General features: G+C 67.2%; 16 protein-coding genes. 8 read left to right on the top strand and 8 right to left on the bottom strand.

The window, feature by feature from the left end:
- Positions 1–22 precede the first annotated feature (22 nt).
- On the top strand, positions 23–1,039 hold the full coding sequence (locus tag AB4879_RS06360; protein WP_370506900.1) for an Rv2578c family radical SAM protein: 1,017 nt from the start codon (positions 23–25) through the stop codon (positions 1,037–1,039).
- Here the strand turns inward: AB4879_RS06360 and AB4879_RS06355 are convergent.
- From AB4879_RS06355 to AB4879_RS06340, 4 genes are all read right to left on the bottom strand, one after another.
- Positions 1,036–2,295: an acyl-CoA dehydrogenase family protein gene (locus tag AB4879_RS06355; protein ID WP_370506899.1), complete on the bottom strand. Its 1,260-nt coding sequence runs from the start codon at positions 2,293–2,295 to the stop codon at positions 1,036–1,038. The two genes, AB4879_RS06360 and AB4879_RS06355, sit on opposite strands and share 4 nt — an antisense overlap.
- Positions 2,292–3,425: an acyl-CoA dehydrogenase family protein gene (locus tag AB4879_RS06350; RefSeq protein WP_370506898.1), complete on the bottom strand. Its 1,134-nt coding sequence runs from the start codon at positions 3,423–3,425 to the stop codon at positions 2,292–2,294. The genes AB4879_RS06355 and AB4879_RS06350 overlap by 4 nt, the downstream gene beginning before the upstream one ends.
- Positions 3,422–4,651 carry an amidohydrolase family protein gene (locus AB4879_RS06345; protein WP_102809985.1) on the bottom strand — a complete coding sequence of 410 codons (1,230 nt, stop codon included), beginning with the start codon at positions 4,649–4,651 and terminating at the stop codon, positions 3,422–3,424. Before AB4879_RS06345 ends, AB4879_RS06350 begins: the two co-directional genes overlap by 4 nt.
- A 107-nt stretch (positions 4,652–4,758) precedes the next feature.
- Positions 4,759–5,379, bottom strand: a complete 621-nt coding sequence (locus AB4879_RS06340) for a TetR/AcrR family transcriptional regulator (RefSeq protein WP_102809984.1) — start codon at positions 5,377–5,379, stop codon at positions 4,759–4,761.
- Between the two features lie 75 nt (positions 5,380–5,454).
- On the opposite strand from AB4879_RS06340, the gene AB4879_RS06335 reads away from it, so the two are divergent.
- Both AB4879_RS06335 and AB4879_RS06330 read left to right on the top strand, forming a co-directional pair.
- The gene (locus AB4879_RS06335; RefSeq protein ID WP_370506897.1) at positions 5,455–6,345 is read left to right on the top strand and encodes an acyl-CoA thioesterase; all 891 of its coding nucleotides are present in this window, start codon (positions 5,455–5,457) and stop codon (positions 6,343–6,345) included.
- A 7-nt stretch (positions 6,346–6,352) separates the two neighbouring features.
- Positions 6,353–7,030 carry a DUF427 domain-containing protein gene (locus AB4879_RS06330; protein WP_102809982.1) on the top strand — a complete coding sequence of 226 codons (678 nt, stop codon included), beginning with the start codon at positions 6,353–6,355 and terminating at the stop codon, positions 7,028–7,030.
- Here AB4879_RS06330 and AB4879_RS06325 read toward each other — a convergent pair.
- Positions 7,008–7,886 carry a neutral zinc metallopeptidase gene (locus AB4879_RS06325; RefSeq protein ID WP_370506896.1) on the bottom strand — a complete coding sequence of 293 codons (879 nt, stop codon included), beginning with the start codon at positions 7,884–7,886 and terminating at the stop codon, positions 7,008–7,010. The genes AB4879_RS06330 and AB4879_RS06325 overlap by 23 nt on opposite strands.
- Before the next feature lie 66 nt (positions 7,887–7,952).
- On the opposite strand from AB4879_RS06325, the gene AB4879_RS06320 reads away from it, so the two are divergent.
- Positions 7,953–9,431: a carboxylesterase/lipase family protein gene (locus AB4879_RS06320; RefSeq protein ID WP_370506895.1), complete on the top strand. Its 1,479-nt coding sequence runs from the start codon at positions 7,953–7,955 to the stop codon at positions 9,429–9,431.
- Here AB4879_RS06320 and AB4879_RS06315 read toward each other — a convergent pair.
- Positions 9,428–9,916: an SRPBCC family protein gene (locus AB4879_RS06315; protein WP_370506934.1), complete on the bottom strand. Its 489-nt coding sequence runs from the start codon at positions 9,914–9,916 to the stop codon at positions 9,428–9,430. The two genes, AB4879_RS06320 and AB4879_RS06315, sit on opposite strands and share 4 nt — an antisense overlap.
- A 124-nt stretch (positions 9,917–10,040) precedes the next feature.
- Between AB4879_RS06315 and aspS the strand changes: the two genes are divergently transcribed.
- Together aspS and AB4879_RS06305 are read left to right on the top strand one after the other, a co-directional pair.
- Positions 10,041–11,819: an aspartate--tRNA ligase gene (aspS, locus tag AB4879_RS06310; RefSeq protein ID WP_370506894.1), complete on the top strand. Its 1,779-nt coding sequence runs from the start codon at positions 10,041–10,043 to the stop codon at positions 11,817–11,819.
- A complete protein-coding gene (locus AB4879_RS06305; RefSeq protein ID WP_370506893.1) occupies positions 11,816–12,247 on the top strand; it encodes a nitroreductase family deazaflavin-dependent oxidoreductase in 432 nt (143 codons plus the stop codon). The genes aspS and AB4879_RS06305 overlap by 4 nt, the downstream gene beginning before the upstream one ends.
- A gap of 546 nt (positions 12,248–12,793) precedes the next feature.
- Here the strand turns inward: AB4879_RS06305 and AB4879_RS06300 are convergent.
- Positions 12,794–13,300 (bottom strand): DUF302 domain-containing protein, encoded by a 507-nt coding sequence (locus AB4879_RS06300; protein ID WP_370506892.1) that lies wholly within the window; start codon positions 13,298–13,300, stop codon positions 12,794–12,796.
- 1 nt (position 13,301) lies between these two features.
- The gene (locus AB4879_RS06295; protein WP_370506891.1) at positions 13,302–14,486 is read right to left on the bottom strand and encodes an acetyl-CoA C-acyltransferase; all 1,185 of its coding nucleotides are present in this window, start codon (positions 14,484–14,486) and stop codon (positions 13,302–13,304) included.
- 94 nt (positions 14,487–14,580) lie between these two features.
- Between AB4879_RS06295 and AB4879_RS06290 the strand changes: the two genes are divergently transcribed.
- Both AB4879_RS06290 and AB4879_RS06285 read left to right on the top strand, forming a co-directional pair.
- Entirely contained in the window at positions 14,581–15,072 is a 492-nt protein-coding gene (locus tag AB4879_RS06290; protein ID WP_370506890.1) for a winged helix-turn-helix transcriptional regulator, read from the top strand.
- A gap of 17 nt (positions 15,073–15,089) precedes the next feature.
- Complete coding sequence (locus tag AB4879_RS06285; protein ID WP_370506889.1) at positions 15,090–16,430, top strand: hypothetical protein; 1,341 nt, start codon at positions 15,090–15,092, stop codon at positions 16,428–16,430.
- Positions 16,431–16,495: the final 65 nt, after the last annotated feature.

Raw genomic sequence — 16,495 nt, 5'->3', positions numbered from 1 at the left:
GAACGTGCGTTCGAATAGAGCGATGCGGTGGAGCGGCCAGGGGATAGCGGTCGACGACGGCGCGCTGCCCGGTCTTCAGCGCATCGGGTTCGTGCGCAGCGTCCGGACGCCGCAATTCGAGGGCATCACCTTCCATGAGGTGCTGTGCAAGTCGGCGTTGAACAAGATTCCGGCCGCCTCGATGTTGCCGTTCACGTACACGGTCAACGGCTACCGCGGCTGCGCGCACGCCTGCCGGTACTGCTTCGCCCGGCCCACGCACGAGTACCTCGAGTTCGGTCCCGGCGACGACTTCGACAGCGAGATCGTGGTGAAGACCAACCTCGTCGAGGTGCTGCGGCGGGAAGTGGGCCGGCGGTCCTGGCGCCGGGAGACCGTGGCGTTGGGCACCAACACCGATCCGTATCAGCGGGCCGAGGGGCGCTACGCGCTGATGCCGGGCGTCATCGGCGCGCTCGCGGACTCGGGCACGCCGATGTCGATCTTGACCAAGGGGACCCTGCTGCGCCGCGATCTGGACCTGATAGCGGATGTGGCGCAACGGGTTCCGGTGTCGGTGGCGATCTCACTGGCCGTCGGCGACCCCGATCTGCATCGCGACGTCGAACCGGGAACACCGTCCCCGCAGGCGCGGCTCGGACTGATAGCCGCTGTGCGTGATGCTGGGCTGGACTGCCACGTGATGGTCGCGCCCGTGCTGCCGTATCTGACGGACTCGGCCGAGCACCTCGACAGCCTGCTGGCCCAGATCGCTGCCGCCGGTGCCACCGGCGTGACGGTGTTCGGTCTGCACCTGCGCAGCTCGACGCGCGGCGTGTTCATGAGTTGGCTCGCGCGCTCGCATCCCGAACTCGTCGCGCCGTACCGTCAGCTGTACCGGCGCGGGGCTTATCTGCCTGCCGACTACCGAGACATGTTGCGGCAGCGGGCTGCACCGCTGGTCGCCAAGTACAAGCTCGGCGGTGATCGACGGTTGTTCACTCCGGTCACCCCGCCCGAACCGATCGCCCCGCCCGAACCGCAGCCGACGCTGTTCTAGGTCCGGCCGCGCTTGACCTGATTGAACGGCACACCCTTGTCAGCGGCCAGTTCTCGGGGGAACCCGAGGATGCGTTCGGCGATCACGTTGCGAGCCATCTCGCTGCTTCCGCCGCCCAGTGAGCCGGTCTGCCGCGACAGATACCGCACCCCGATATCGGCCAGGTCGGAGGACTCCCCGCCTTCGTCGATGACACCGGCGGTACCGGCGAGCGCCAGCGCGGTGTCGACCTCGAGTTCGGTGGTCTCAGCGTGGAACAGCCGAATCAGTGTGCCGGCGTTGGGCGGTAGCGTTCCGTTACCGATGCCTTGCCCGACATGGTCGATCAGCTGCTCCTTGACCATCCGGCGGACCAGCGCTCGCCCGGCACGCTCTTGAGCGGCCGGGTTGTCAGCCTGCCCGGTGCGCTCGATCAGGCCGACGTGGTCTGGCGGCATTTCGCTGGCGTTCTCCGCGCCGATGCCGCTGGCGAACTCTGATCCGCCGCCTACCGCCCGGCGTTCATGAAACAGCTGGCGGGAGGCCACTTCCCAGCCCTTGTTGACCTCGCCGACCACGGCGTCGTCGCTCAACACCAAGCCGTCGAAGAACTCTTCGCAGAATTCCTCGTTACCGTTGACCTCTTTGATCCGGCGCATCGTGATGCCGGGGGAGTTCAGCGGGACCAGGAACATGGTCAGGCCCTCGTGTTTGGGCACCGTCCAGTCGGTCCGGGCCAGCATCAGGCCGTAGTCGGCGGCGAATGCGCTGGTGCTCCAGGTCTTGGCGCCGTTGACCACCCAGGTGTCGCCATGGCGATCGGCACGCGTGATCACGCCGGCCAGATCGGAGCCGCCGCTGGGTTCGCTCAGCAGCTGGCACAGGATCTCGTCACCGCGGATCGCCGCCGAAATACGTTCCCGTTTCTGGGCTTCGGTCCCCATGTCCAGGATGGTGGCCGCGCAGATCGTGAACGTCGGCACATTGAGGATCAGCGGCATCTCGTAGCCGCGGCACTCGGCGTCGAACGCCTTCTGGTACGCGTGATCCAGCCCCAGGCCGCCGTATTCGCGGGGAAAGCAGATGCCGGCGAAACCGCCCGCATACAACCGCTTCTGGAGGTCCTTGGCGTGATCCCAGGATGCTTGCTCGGCGCGTACCGAGAAGGGCGGATGGTCGGGATCGATGGTGGGCATGTTCTCGGCCAGCCAGGCGCGCGCTCGGGCAGCGAAATCGGCGACCGATTCGGTGGCTGTGGAGATCGCGGTTTCGGTCATGCCGAAGCTTCCTTCCGGTCGGCGCTCAACGCGTACACCGCGCGGTGGTGCTCCTCCGGCGAGCCGTACAGCGCGCGGTACAACGCGGTGCGGCGCAGAAACAGGTGCAGGTCATGTTCCCAGGTGACGCCGATGCCGCCGTGCAACTGCACGCAATCCTGCAGCATCACCGGGGCTCGTTCGGCCACATAGGCTTTGGCCACGCTGACCAGTAGGGCGGCGTCATCCGAGCGCTGCGACACCGCGGCCACCGCCCCCGCCGTCGTCGCCCGGCACGCTTCGTACCACATCTTCATGTCGGCGAGCCGATGCTTGAGCGCCTGATAGGACGCCAGCGGCCTGCCGAAACTGTGGCGATCGAACATCCACTGCGTCGTCATCGCCAGCACGGTGTCCAGAATGCCGACGATCTCGGCGCACTGCAGCATCAACGCGACCTGCCGCTGTCGCTCGATGATCGCCGGCGTCTGTGCGGCGTCGCCGACCACGGCGGAGTCGTCGACCTCGACACCGTCGAATTGCACACGGGCATAACGTTTCACCATGTCCACGGACCGTTGCTCGGTGATCTCCGTGCGGTCGGCGGGGACCAGGAACTGCCGGGGGCTGCCGTCGAGATCGGCGACCACCAGGAATACGCCGGCGTCGGTGCCTGCCTCGACACGGTCCTTCACTCCGTCGATGCGGTAGCCGGATTCGGTGCGTGTCGCGGTGACACCGGGCTGCAGCGGGAGCAGCGGCAGGCCTGGTTCGTATACCGCCCACGACGCCACCAGATCACCGGAGACCAGCCCGTCGATGGTGTCGCCGTGTCCCTCCGGCGCCTCGACCAGACCCGCCAGTACGACGCTGACCGGATGCAGTGGGCCGGGCGCCACGCTGTGGCCGATCTGCTCGGCCACCAAGGCCAGGTCGGCCACGCCGTCGCCCGAAACACTGCCGCCGCCAAGATCTTCGGGGACCAGCAGGCTGGCCCAGCCGAGTTCGGCCGCCCGCTGCCACCATTGCCCGTCGAACGAGGTGTCCGCGGCGTGCAGTTCCCGCACCCGGGTCAGCGACGCCTCTTTTTCCAGGAAGGCCTGCGTCGTCGACGCAAACAACATCTGTTCGGGATTGGCGACGTCTGTCATGCGATGACGAGCGCAGGTACGTCGGGCTTGTGGACCGACATGTTGGGCACCTTGAACAGGTCGACCAGGTTGCCGCCCATCACCTTTCGCTGCTCCTCCTCATCAAGGCCCTGAGCTTGCAGGTCGTCGACGAGGTTGATCGGGTCGGCAAGTCCTTCGGGATGTGGCCAGTCCGAACCGAAGATGATGCGGTCGACACCGCACAGCTCCGACATCTTCTTGAAATCGTCCTCCCAGAACGGAGCCACGTACACCCCGCGCCGGAATGCCTGGATCGGATCTTCGGGGAATTCCTGCGGCATCTTCGAATACACGTCTTTGAATTGGTAGAACAGGTAGGGCACCCAGGACGCGCCGTTCTCGATCGACAGGATGCGCAGGTCCGGGTTGCGGGTCAGCGCGCCGTGGCACACCAGCGCGGCCATGGTGTCCTCGATGGGGCGCTTGCCCATCGCGACCATCCGGAACGACGTCGGCTTGAACGGTAGGAACTCGTCGGCGGGCTCCCAGTCGTTGAGGTACTCGGCATAGCCGCTGTCGGAGGCGTGCATGCACACCGGGATGCCGGCCTTGACGCAGGCGTCCCAGAACGGATCGAACTCGGGCAGGCCCATCGAGCGGGACCCGCGGAAACCCGCGACGGGGGCCGGGCGGACCAGCACGGTCTTGGCGCCGCGCTCGATGCACCATTCGAGTTCCTCGAGCGCTCGGTCGACGATGCTCAAGTTGATGACCGGGGTGGAGAAGATCCGGCCCTCGTAGTTGAACTGCCAGGTCTCATACATCCACTGATTCAGCGCGTGAACGATGTCGAGGATCAGCTCGGGATCGTCTTTGAGCCGCTCCTCGACCAGGCTGGCCAGCGTCGGGAACATGATCGTGTAGTCCAGGCCCAGACCGTCGAGCACCTCGAGGCGTGCCTCGGGGTTGCGGAAGGCGGGGATGGCCTTCATCGGCTTGCCCATGACCTCGCGGTAGCTCTTGCCTCCGCTGCCGTGCCGGAAGTACTCCTCCTGCGCGCCGGGGCGGGCGACGACCTCGAAGGTCGGGTTGGGGATGTAGTCACTGATCGTGTTGCGCACCACGATCTTGGTGCGCCCGTGAACGTCGATGTAGTCGATGACGCCCTTGCGGCTGTCCGGCAGGAATTGCGTCAGCGCTTCCTTCGGCTCGTAAAAGTGATTGTCGGCGTCGAATACGGGATAGGGAAGCTCGCGCGAGGGCATGTCCGCCTCCAGAGAGTCTGATTGGTCGATAACGGTAATGACGTTACCACGACGGTACGCGGGCCGACAGACTGGTTGAAAAACAGTGTTCTAGCAGCGAAGACGAGTCAGGGCAGCAGGCCGCGGACACAGAATTCGTAGATGTGCTCGCCATCGATGGGCACCCCGTTGAGTTCGGCGCCCAGGCTTCGCAGCCGCATGGCTCCGAGCACCGCCTGCATGATCAACGCCGCGGTGGTCTCGACTTCGAGGCCGGGCCGGAAGCTGCCCTCATCGATGCCGCGGTTCAGGATTTCGCCGATCAGCTCGTGCAGCGGCGACAGCACTCGGGCGTACTCCCGCGGCAGCGACTCGGCGAGGTGATCGTTGTAGTAGGTCAGCCCGCGGTTGATGCTGTCCTGCTTGGTGGATTCGGCAGGGGTGCAGATGCGGTCGATCAGCACGCGCATCGCCTCGGCGGCCGGCAGTGCGTCGGTCTCGGTGCGCCAGTGCTTGGTCGACTCGGCCATGATCGTGTCGATCAACGCCAGCAGCAGCTCGTCCTTGGTGGAAAAGTGCTGGTAGAACGACCGCAATGACGTCTTTGAGCGCTCCACGACCTCGAGGACGGTGAAGTCGGTGCGGCCCGTTTCGGCCAGGATCGACAGCGCTGAGCGCATGAACCGGCCCTCCCGGGAGTCCGGATCGGCGCGCACCGCCTCGGGCGTTCGTTCGTTGGCCTTGGCCATCGGGTCAGCTTATCGGTCGGGTTACAGTGACGAGAATGACGTTACCGTCTTGGAATGCGACAAGGTGAGGAACACATGACTGCGAATTCCGGGGAAGCCGCTGCGAACCCGTGGACAGTGGCGCGGCTGCTCGAATTGTTCGACGTCGAGGCTGACGGTCAGGATCGCTACATCGCCCCGACCGGTATCGCAGACGCCGACGAACGGCAGGTCGTCGAGGGCACCCAGGTGCTCGCGCAGGTGATCGTTGCCGCCGCAAAACGCTTCGGCGGCAAGTCGATACGCTCCGTGCACAGTGTCTTCGCCCGGGCGGTCCTGGTCGGGCCGCCGGTCATCCTCGACATCGACGTCGTCTCCGAGGGTCGCTCGACGGCCTCGGCGATCGTCACCGCGTCGCAGAACGACAAGCGGTGCATGACGTTCACTGTGCTGGCCGATGTGCCCACCCCCGACGTGATCCGCCACCACCTGCCGCGCCCCAAGGTCGCCGGGCCGGCTGAGGCCAACGTGTGCGAAATGCCCATGGGCGGAAGGCAAGTCAAGCTCGTCGACGTCATCGACATCAACAGCCCTGACGAGGTCGGACCGCCGGAGGTCTACGCCTGGCTGCATTATGACCCGATTCCGTCGCGCGACGATCTGGCCAAGGCGCTGATCGCCTACTTCACCGGGCACCTCGGTATCTCGACGACCATGCGCGCCCACGAGGGCATCGGCACCGCCCAGTCGCATTTCACGGTGTCGACCGCACCGATGACGGTCACGGTCAGCTTCCACGAGCCGGTCAGCTGGACCGGCTGGCTGCTCTACACCCACGAGAGCACCCAGGTCGGTGCCGGCATGTCCTACATCCGCGGCGCGGTGCACACCGAGGACGGTGAGCTGATCGCGTCCTTCACCCAGGACGCGTTGATCCGGCCGCTGCGGACCACCGACAACGCGATCGCCGCTGAAGCCCGGATCTAACACTCCGATGAGTCTGGTCGCCGGACGCGGCCCGCTCGGTCCGGACCGGGCCGGCTGGTTCTCCGCGCCGGTGGCCACTCCGATCGTGTACGTCGAACCGCACCCACGGCGGGTGCAGGCGGTGCGCGACGGGCAGAGCGTCATCGACACCGAGAACGCGCTGCTGGTCCACCGCGCCGGAGCGCCGCTGAGCTACGCCTTCCCCATGGGTGAAACAGCCGATCTGCCAACCGAACCCGAGCCCGAGGCGCCCGGCTATGTGCGGGTGCCGTGGGACGCCGTCGACACCTGGGTGGAGGAGGGTCGACCGCTGGTGCACTATCCGCCCAACCCGTACCACCGGGTGGACTGTCGGCCCACGCGGCGGCGGCTACGGGTGCTGGTCGCCGGAGAGGTGCTGGTAGACACCGACGACACTGTGATCGTGTTCGAAACCGCACTGGCACCACGGCTTTACGTTGCCCCGGAGCATGTGCGCACCGGTCTGCTGCGGCGAACGGACACCTCGAGTTACTGCAACTACAAGGGTTATGCGACCTACTGGGCCGCCGGTGACATCGACGACGTCGCGTGGAGCTACGACGAGCCGCTGCCCGAAACCCGACCGATTGCAGGCTACTTCAGCTTCGACGGCGAGCGGGCCGAGGTCAGCGCCGAACTGCCTAGCCCAGATCGCCGGCCTTGAACGTGTCGCACTGTTTAGGGTCACCGGTCTGATAGCCGGTGGTGAACCACTTCTGTCGTTCGGCCGACGAACCGTGGGTCCACTGTTCGGGATTCACCCGGCCGGTGGCCTGCTTCTGGATGCGGTCGTCGCCGACCGAGGCCGCAGCCGACAGTGCATCGGCGATGTCCTTGTCGGTCAACGGTTCCAGATAGGTGACATCGGTGCCGGGCTGCTTGGTGATGGCCGCGTAGTGCGCCCACACGCCGGCGTAGCAGTCCGCCTGTAACTCGGTGCGCACACTGCCGCCGGTGGCGCCCTGAGCTCCCTGCTGGGCGCGGCCGAGCACGCCGAGCAGGTCCTGTACGTGGTGGCCGTACTCATGGGCCACCACGTACTCCTGCGCCAATGGTCCACCGCTGGAACCGAATCGGGTCTTGAGAACGTCGAAGAAGTCGGTGTCGAAGTACGCGGTCTTGTCCACCGGGCAGTAGAACGGCCCGACATCGCTGGTCGCGGGGCCGCACCCGGTCTGCACCTGGTTCTTGAACAGCATCATCCTCGGCCGGGTGTAGCCCTTGAGCAGGTCGCTCCACACGCCGTCGACGGAGTTGCCGGTGGCGACCACGCGGCATTCGACGTACTGGTTGGCATCGGCGCCCGTCTTGCACTTGCTCAGGTCGTAACCCGACTGCTCGGCACCGGGCGGCAGGCTCTGCTGCGGAGTGGTGACCTGGCTGGGATCGATACCGAGGAACACCGCGAGCAGCACCACCACCAGGCCGCCGAGACCACCGCCGATCGCGATGCCCCGACCGCCGCCGCCACCGGTCGAGGTGGTGCTGGTGTCGATCTGCATTCCCTCGTTAAAGGTCATCAGCACTCCCCGGTACTTGAGGTGCGGCTACCCACCGCGTTCACCTTGCCACACTACGATTTCGTCGTGACCGTCGTCGCGGATCCGTCGACCGTCGCTCACACCACCCTGGGTGCGTTGCGCGGAACCACCGAAAGCGGTGTGCGCGTCTGGCGCGGCATTCCCTATGCCCAACAACCCATCGGGGAGCGCCGTTTTCGTGCGCCCGCCCCCGTGCAACCGTGGGCCGGGGTGCGTGACGCCGTCGAGCACGGGCCTGTGCCGCCACAGGGTCGCTCGTTCGTCGGCGGGGGCCGCGACGACCCGAAGATCCGCGACGAGGCCTGCCTGACCCTGACGGTCTGGGCCCCCGAAACAACGACCCCGTTGCCAGTCATGGTGTGGATCCCCGGCGGCGCCTTCGTCTACGGCGCGGGGCAGCTGCAGCTCTACAACGGGTCCCGGCTGGCCGCCAACGGCGACGTCGTGGTGGTCAACGTGACCTATCGGCTCGGGGTGTTCGGCGGCTTCGAACTCGGCGACCTCGGCGCCGGATTCGCCGACAACCTCTGCCTGCGTGACCAGATCGCGGCGCTGCGCTGGGTGCAAGACAACATCGCTGCCTTCGGCGGAGACCCGCGCCGGGTGACGATCTTCGGCGAGTCGGCCGGTGCGACGTCGGTGCTGGCACTGTTGGCCTCCCCGGCCGGCGAGGGGTTGTTCGCCCGTGCGATCGCGCAGAGTCCGGCGCTGCCGCTCATCGCCGACCGGGCTACCCGGGCCGAGCGCGCCCACGAATTCGTCGACCTCGTCGGCGCCGATCCCGCCGCGTTCCCGGTGCTGCCGCAGCGGGTGCTGCGTCGCGCAGCGGGGGAGATGCAGCGCCGCAGCGCCGAGGCCACCCCGACGCTGGCCTACGGGCTCACCTACGGCGTGGAGCTGTTGCCCCGGCATCCGATCGACGCGGCGCGCGCCGGTGAGGTCAATCCGGTGCCGCTCATCGTCGGGACCAACAGCCATGAGGCGTCGATGTTCGCGTGGTCCAAGCCGCCGATGCTGCCGACCACCGCCGACGGGATCGACGCCTACTTCGACCGGGTCGCGCCGGACGCCCGGACCCGGGTGCTGGCCGGTTATCCGGACTATCCGCGCCGAAGGGCGCAGATCGCCGTCGGATCCGACGTCATGTTCGGCGCGCCCACGTGGGCCTTCGCCGACGCCTACAGCTCGCACGCCACCACCCACGTGTACCGGTTCGACCACACCACGTGGACCCTGCGGATGCTCGGGCTCGGCGCCACCCACGGCAGCGAGATCGTGCACATCCAGCACAGCTACGGCTCATATCTGGGCCGCAAAATCCATCCGCTCGGCCGTCGCGTGCAACCCGCGGTGGGGCGCCGGATGCAGCGCACCTGGCTGAACTTCGCCACCCACGGCGAATTGGAAGACTGGCCCCGTTACGACTCCGCGCGACGGGCCACCCGCGTCATCCGGTCGGCCCGCGACGTCTCCGTCGACGACCCCGACGCGCTGCGCAGACAGGCCTGGGCCGGGCTGTACTAGTGGAATCGCTTGTCGGTGTAGCGGCGCAGATTGGCCAGGAACCACCGGAACGACAGGTTCATCAGCGGTCCGCCCAGGATCAGCCCGAACCGGGCCGGGCCGTTTGCTTTCTGCGCCACCGTCCAGGTCAGCCGACAGCCGCCCGGGGTTTCCTGCACGCGGTACTCCTCGGCGAAGGCGGCCACCACCTTGTTCGAGCAGGTGTTGAACCGAAACGCCAGATAGGTGTTGGGCTCCCAGGCCAGGAACTCCTCGTCGCCGACCAGCCCGCCGAGCATGTTCACCGTGCGGGTGGTGCCGATGCCGTACGGCTTGGGGCTGGTCCAGGTGACCCCGGTGATGACCTTGGCCCACTGCGGCCACGAGTCGGCGTCGGAGAGGACCTCGAACAGCTGCTCGGGTGTGATGCCGAGGTCGACGCTGTTGGAGAAGCGGAACTTCGCGTCGCGAATGAACGTCAGATCGACGCGCTCGCAGGGATACATCGTGGTCATCGGGGCTACCTCCGTGGGAGACCATACATCGAGGTGACGTATGTCCGGTCGGGCGCACCTCATAGACTGAACCCTCGATTTCTTTCCATCAGTCTCTCGATTTTCAGGAGTTTCAGTGCTGCGCAGTCACGCCGCCGGTTCGTTGCGGGCCTCCGACGCCGGACAGACGGTCACGCTGGCCGGCTGGGTGTCCACCCGGCGCGACCACGGCGGCGTCATCTTCATCGATCTGCGTGACGCGTCGGGTGTCTCGCAGGTGGTGTTCCACGACGCCGACGTGCTCGCGCAGGCGCACCGGCTACGCGCCGAGTTCTGCGTCGCCGTCGAGGGCGTGGTGGGCATCCGCCCCGAGGGCAACGCCAACGCCGAAATCCCCACCGGCGAGATCGAAGTCAATGCGACCGCGCTGACGGTGCTGGGGGAGAGCGCCCCGCTGCCCTTCCAGCTCGACGAGCAGCCGGGCGAGGAAGCCCGGCTCAAATACCGCTACCTCGACATGCGCAGGCACGGCGGTCCCGGCGACGCAATCCGGTTGCGCTCCAAGGTGAATGCGGCCGCGCGCTCGGTGCTGTCCGCCCACGACTTCGTCGAGATCGAAACCCCGACGCTGACCCGGTCGACACCGGAGGGGGCGCGCGACTTCCTGGTGCCGGCCCGGTTGCAGCCCGGTTCGTTCTACGCGCTGCCGCAGAGCCCGCAGTTGTTCAAGCAGCTGCTGATGGTCGCGGGCATGGAGCGCTACTACCAGATCGCGCGGTGCTATCGCGATGAGGATTTCCGCGCCGACCGCCAGCCGGAGTTCACCCAGCTCGACATGGAGATGAGCTTCGTCGACGCCGACGACGTCATCGCGGTCTCCGAAGAAGTGCTGCGCGCCGTGTGGTCCACGATCGGCTACGACCTCCCGACGCCGATCCCGCGGATGTGTTACGACGAGGCGATGGGCCGCTTCGGTACCGACAAGCCGGATCTGCGGTTCGCCGTCGAACTCGTCGAGTGCACCGAGTACTTCAAGGACACGCCCTTCCGGGTGTTCCAGGCGCCCTACGTCGGTGCCGTGGTCATGGCCGGCGGTGCGTCGCAGCCGCGCCGCACGCTGGACGGCTGGCAGGAGTTCGCCAAACAGCGCGGGCACAAGGGCTTGGCGTACGTCCTGGTCGGTGCGGACGGCGAGCTGAGCGGCCCGGTCGCCAAGAACCTGTCCGAGACCGAGCGCGCGGGGTTGGCCGCTCACGTCGGGGCCGCACCGGGTGACTGTGTGTTCTTCGCGGCGGGGACCCCCAAGGGTGCGCGTGCCCTGCTCGGGGCGACGCGCATCGAGATCGCCAAGCGCCTCGACCTCATCGATCCGAACGCGTGGGCGTTCACCTGGATCGTGAAGTGGCCGCTGTTCGAACCGGCCGACGACGCGACGGCAGCCGGCGACGTCGCGGTGGGGTCGGGCAACTGGACCGCGGTGCACCACGCTTTCACCTCACCGATGCCGGAGTCGGAGGCGACCTTCGACACCGATCCGGGCTCGGCGCTGGCCAACGCTTACGACATCGTCTGCAACGGCAACGAGATCGGCGGCGGGTCGATCCGTATCCACCGCCGCGACGTGCAGGAGCGGGTGTTCGCGATGATGGGCATCGACCACGACGAAGCCCGGGAGAAGTTCGGATTCCTGTTGGACGCGTTCACCTTTGGCGCCCCGCCGCACGGCGGCATCGCGTTCGGCTGGGACCGTATCGTGGCGCTGCTGGCCGGCGTCGATTCGATCCGCGAGGTGATCGCGTTCCCGAAGTCCGGCGGTGGCGTCGACCCGCTGACCGATGCGCCTGCACCGATCACCGCCCAACAGCGCAAGGAATCCGGAATAGATTTCAAGCCGGAGAAGCTGGACAAGCCATGACCGAAACCCCTGACTTTGCGTCGCTGAACGACTTCAACAAGAACATCGTCGAGGAATTCCGGGCCAACGCCGGAGTCGTCGGCGGACCGTTCGAAGGCCGCCCGCTGCTGCTGCTGCACACTACCGGTGCGAAGTCCGGCGAGCCGCGGCTGGCTCCGCTGGCCTACTTCCATGTCGACGGGAAGCTGATCATCATCGGCTCGAAGGCGGGCGCCGACACCAACCCGGACTGGGTGCACAACCTGCGCGCCAACCCGCGGGCGCACATCGAGATCGGCACCGATGCCTATGACGTGGTCGCGCGTGAATTCTCGCGCGAGGAGCGCGACGAGGCCTACCCGAAAGTCGTGGCCGAGGCGCCCGGGTTCGGCGAATATCAGTCCAAGACCAGCCGGGTCATCCCGCTGTTCGAGCTCACCCGCGCCTGATCGCGTGAGTACATCGGCGATTGCGCGACTGATGTATGGGCGGCGGTCGTCGGGGTAATCCACTGTCGGTGGTCGGTCGTGCCCGGTGTCGGCCCAGCAGACCCAGGGTCGCGATCAGACGCGGCACAGACGGAGGAGGGCGAAGTGGGACCGGATCCGCAGGAACGGCAGCAGCGGCAGGCCGAATCAGAAGCAGCCGAGGAAGCAGCCGCTCACAGCAATTGGGCGTATCCATGGCCTCCGGCCGGCGATGATTCGTCGCCGCCGGTGCAGGGTGGCGATGGCCTCCGCGGTGCGCCCCTCGATGGCGGCGGGCAGCCGATCGCTTCGTCTAGCCAGGAGTCCCGTGCCGCTCGACCGGGTCGACCGGAAGGCGAGGTTTCAGCGCATGTGTCGACCCGCAGCGGCAAACAGACACCGTGGCAGGGTGTCGCGGCTTCGGCGGCGGTTGTCGTAGTCCTGGCGCTGCTGTGGAAACGGCGTCGTCGATCCACGGCGAACCGACCGGCATAGCCGGCGGGCCCGCCATCCGCATCGAACCGGGATTCAGCGGTCAGTAGGGCTTGCGCACGTAACCTTCGCGGCCAAGTCCGCCAACTTGTTGTCGAGCGCCTCGGCGGCGCTGAGCAGCTCCGGATTCGGCTCGACGACCATCAATGACGACGGCTTGATGTAGGTCAGGCTGCTGCCGGCGTCCTCGTCGAGGATCAGCAACTCGACCGGGGCGAACAAGCCCGCCGTCACGTCATGGCGAAGCATGGTGATCGCGATCAACGGGTTGCCGAGGATGACCCGCAACACCCTGCGTGCGATGCCGGCTTTGGTGATCCAGGCACCATGGTCGAGCAGTGCGAACAGCATGAATCCGCTTGGCCCGACGTACTTTTCGACCCGCTCCCGATACGACGGCCAATCACCGCCGGCGGCTCCGATGTCGCCGATCGGCACCGGCTGCTCGCCGATGTCGGCGAGCAGCGCGGCAACCAGGTCGTCGTAACTCTTGGCGCTGTCGTAGCGCACCCGGACCCCGTTGAACTGGGTCTCGGTCGCCATGTCAGAGCCGCTCGATGATCGTGGCGTTGGCCATGCCGCCGCCCTCACACATGGTCTGCAGGCCGTAGCGCCCGCCGCGCTGTTCGAGCGCGTTGACCAGCGTGGTCATGATCCGCGCGCCGCTGGCACCCAGCGGGTGGCCGATCGCTATCGCGCCGCCGTTGACGTTGGTCTTCCCCAAGTCGGCTCCGGTGTCGCGGGCCCAGCTCAACACCACCGGGGCGAACGCCTCGTTCACCTCGAAGAGGTCGATGTCGGCCAATGTCAGACCCGCCTTGGTCAGCACCTTCTCCGTCGCGGGGATGACGCCGGTCAACATGTACAGCGGATCCGAGCCCACCACGGTGGTGGTGTGGATGCGCGCCAACGGCGTCCAGCCGTGCTTGCGCGCCACCTCCGATGAGGTGATCAACACCGCGGCACTGCCGTCGGACAGCGGTGAGGAGTTGCCCGGCGTGATCTCCCAGTTGATCTGCGGAAAGCGCGCAGCGTACGCCTCGCTGTAGAACGCCGGCTTCAGTCCGGCCAGCGTCTCGACCGTCGTTCCCGGGCGGATGATCTCGTCGGTCTGCAGGCCCGCGATCGGCGCCAGCTCGGAGTCGAAAAGCCCGTCCTTGGTGGCTTGGGCTGCCTTCTCGTGGCTGGCGGCGGAGAACTCGTCGAGTTCGGCGCGTGAGAGCCTCCAGCGCGCGGCGATCAGCTCGGCGCTGATGCCCTGCGGCACCAGGCCGTCCGAATAGCGCGCGGCGAACCTGGTGCCGAACGGGTCGCTGCCCGGCAGCACCGACGACCCCATCGGTACCCGGCTCATCGACTCCACGCCGCCGGCGATCACCACGTCGTAGGCGCCCGCGATGACGCCCTGCGCGGCGAACGAGATCGCCTGCTGGCTCGAACCGCACTGCCGGTCGATGGTGGTCCCCGGCACCGACTCCGGGAAGCCGGCCCCCAGCAGCGCGTTTCGGGCGATGTTGACCGCCTGGTCACCGGCCTGAGTCACCGCGCCCGCGATGACGTCGTCGATCTCGGCCGGGTCGACACCGGTGCGTGCGACCAGCTCGGCGAGGCTGTGCGCCAGCAGATCCGCGGGAAGCACGCCGTGCAGCGCGCCGCCGGGCTTGCCCTTGCCGATCGGCGTGCGGACCGCTCCCACGATCACGGCGTCGCGCCCTGAGTAACCGGCCATGTTGTCCTCCTGAACTCCTCGCTGAGTACTGCTCTCTATACCCAGCTATAACACCTAGGTATAGTGAAAACAACTCAGAAATGGAGTGACTTACGTGACACTGCTGCAGGGCCCCCTGGTCGACCGCGACACCTGGTCGGCGGTCGGGAAATGCCCGATCGAGAAGACCATGGCGGTCATCGGAACCAAGTCGGCGATGCTGATCCTCCGGGAGGCCTATTACGGCACCACCCGATTCGACGATTTCGCCCGGCGGGTGGGTATCACCAAAGCCGCCACGTCGGCACGGCTGACCGAACTCGTCGACGCCGGCCTGCTGACCAGGCGGCCCTACCGCGAGCCGGGGCAGCGGGTGCGCGACGAGTATGTGCTCACCGACGCCGGCACCGAACTGATGCCGGTGGTGTTTGCGATGTTCGAATGGGGGCGGCGCCATCTTGCCCAGGACACCCGGCTTCGGCTGACCCACCTGGACTGTGGCGCCGACGCGACCGTCGAAATCCGGTGCACACAAGGGCATCTCGTGCCGCCCGACGAACTGGGTGTGGAGCTCAAAAGCAAAGGCGCCGCGCCTAAGCCGCGGTGACACCGCCCCCGCCTACGATGGCCGGTGTGGATTCCACGCTGGCGTACATCGATCAAGGATCATTCCTCGGACTGCGGGCGCTCGGTCGCGGACCGCTGGCCCAGTACGCCTGGATCTACGAGCGCCCGGTCGACCTCGACGGGCTGCGGCGCTTCCACCACAACCTCGGCCGCGGCCTGTTGGGGCGCCGCATCGAGCGCTCGCCGCTGCCGTTCGGCCGCGACCACTGGGTGGCCTGGACCGGCCCGGCTGACATCGACGTCGCGGCCGTCGCCCGCCCACGCGCCGAGGCGCTGGAGTGGCTCGACGAGCAGATTCGCGTCCCGATCGATCCCGAGGGCGGACCGTCCTGGCGGCTGGCCGTTCAGCCGTTCACCGAGGGCGGGGCAGTGGTCACCCTGATCGCCTCGCATTCGATCTGCGACGGGCTCGCCATCACCCTGGCCATCAACCAGGCGTCCCGCGGTGAGACCTGGGACCTCGGCTATCCCCAACCCCACGCCCGTACCCGGGGGCAGGCCCTGCGCGAAGACGCCGCGGCCCTGGTGCGTGCGGTGCCCGACTTCGCCAAGGCGATCGGCGCGGCGGTGACACTGGCCCGCAACAGCCGGGATGAACTCACCTCATCGGCCGGACGTTCAGCGCCGGCGCCTGCCAAGATCGACGAAACCCGGCTTGTCACCGTGCCTGCGCTGGTCGCGTACATCGACGAGACGCACTGGCAGCAGCGCATGGAAAGCCTTGGCGGAACCAGCAATTCGTTGTTCGCCGGAATCGCAGCGAAGCTCGGTCAGGAGCAGGGGCGGGTCGACGACAACGGACGGGTCCGGCTGCAGTTCCCGGTCAGCGAACGTACCGAGGGTGACACCCGAGCCAACGCCCTGACCGGGATGACGGTGAGCATCGACCCCGCCAACGTCACGCAGACGCTGCGCGATGTGCGTGCCGAGCTGAAGAAGAACCTGGCCGCGCTGTCGGAGAGCCGCTTCGAGCTGCTGGGCCCGGTGGCGCTGGCGCCGCTGATCCCGCCCGGGCTGGCCCGTCGGCTGGAGGGGATGGCGCTCGGCGCGGGCGCGCCGATCGGCTGTTCCAATCTCGGGAAGCTGGACCCGGCGGTGAACCGGCCGGACGGCACCGACGCCGACCACATCGTCGTGCGTCAGCTCGAGTCGCGGATCACCGCGGACATCCTCGACCGGCTGGGAGGCACCCTGTTCCTGGCGGCGGGTCAGGTCAACGGTCAGGTGTCCCTCTCGGTCTCGGCGTGGCGTCCCGGTGGACCGAACAGCAAAGACCTGCTGAAGGCCTCGGTGGGTAAGGTCCTTGACGAATTCGGGCTCACCGCCACGATCGAGTAACCGGATCGTGTGACACCCGTCAGAAATTCGGGTGGCCCATGAGGCTGATCACACGGGTTATGCTG

This window comes from Mycobacterium sp. SA01, assembly GCF_041287105.1.
Taxonomy (GTDB): Bacteria; Actinomycetota; Actinomycetes; order Mycobacteriales; family Mycobacteriaceae; genus Mycobacterium.
This window is presented reverse-complemented; position numbering and strand designations above follow the sequence as displayed.

Excerpts from the sequence above, each read along its gene's own strand:
- AB4879_RS06315 (WP_370506934.1), bottom strand. The coding sequence starts at position 9,916 with ATGTATCCCTGCGAGCGCGTCGATCTGACGTTCATTCGCGACGCGAAG.
- AB4879_RS06355 (WP_370506899.1), bottom strand. The coding sequence starts at position 2,295 with ATGACCGAAACCGCGATCTCCACAGCCACCGAATCGGTCGCCGATTTC.
- AB4879_RS06295 (WP_370506891.1), bottom strand. The coding sequence starts at position 14,486 with ATGGCCGGTTACTCAGGGCGCGACGCCGTGATCGTGGGAGCGGTCCGC.
- AB4879_RS06335 (WP_370506897.1), top strand. The coding sequence starts at position 5,455 with ATGACTGCGAATTCCGGGGAAGCCGCTGCGAACCCGTGGACAGTGGCG.
- AB4879_RS06305 (WP_370506893.1), top strand. The coding sequence starts at position 11,816 with ATGACCGAAACCCCTGACTTTGCGTCGCTGAACGACTTCAACAAGAAC.
- AB4879_RS06300 (WP_370506892.1), bottom strand. The coding sequence starts at position 13,300 with ATGGCGACCGAGACCCAGTTCAACGGGGTCCGGGTGCGCTACGACAGC.
- AB4879_RS06325 (WP_370506896.1), bottom strand. The coding sequence starts at position 7,886 with ATGACCTTTAACGAGGGAATGCAGATCGACACCAGCACCACCTCGACC.
- AB4879_RS06340 (WP_102809984.1), bottom strand. The coding sequence starts at position 5,379 with ATGGCCAAGGCCAACGAACGAACGCCCGAGGCGGTGCGCGCCGATCCG.
- AB4879_RS06285 (WP_370506889.1), top strand. The coding sequence starts at position 15,090 with ATGGCCGGTGTGGATTCCACGCTGGCGTACATCGATCAAGGATCATTC.
- AB4879_RS06350 (WP_370506898.1), bottom strand. The coding sequence starts at position 3,425 with ATGACAGACGTCGCCAATCCCGAACAGATGTTGTTTGCGTCGACGACG.
- AB4879_RS06360 (WP_370506900.1), top strand. The coding sequence starts at position 23 with ATGCGGTGGAGCGGCCAGGGGATAGCGGTCGACGACGGCGCGCTGCCC.
- AB4879_RS06330 (WP_102809982.1), top strand. The coding sequence starts at position 6,353 with ATGAGTCTGGTCGCCGGACGCGGCCCGCTCGGTCCGGACCGGGCCGGC.
- AB4879_RS06345 (WP_102809985.1), bottom strand. The coding sequence starts at position 4,651 with ATGCCCTCGCGCGAGCTTCCCTATCCCGTATTCGACGCCGACAATCAC.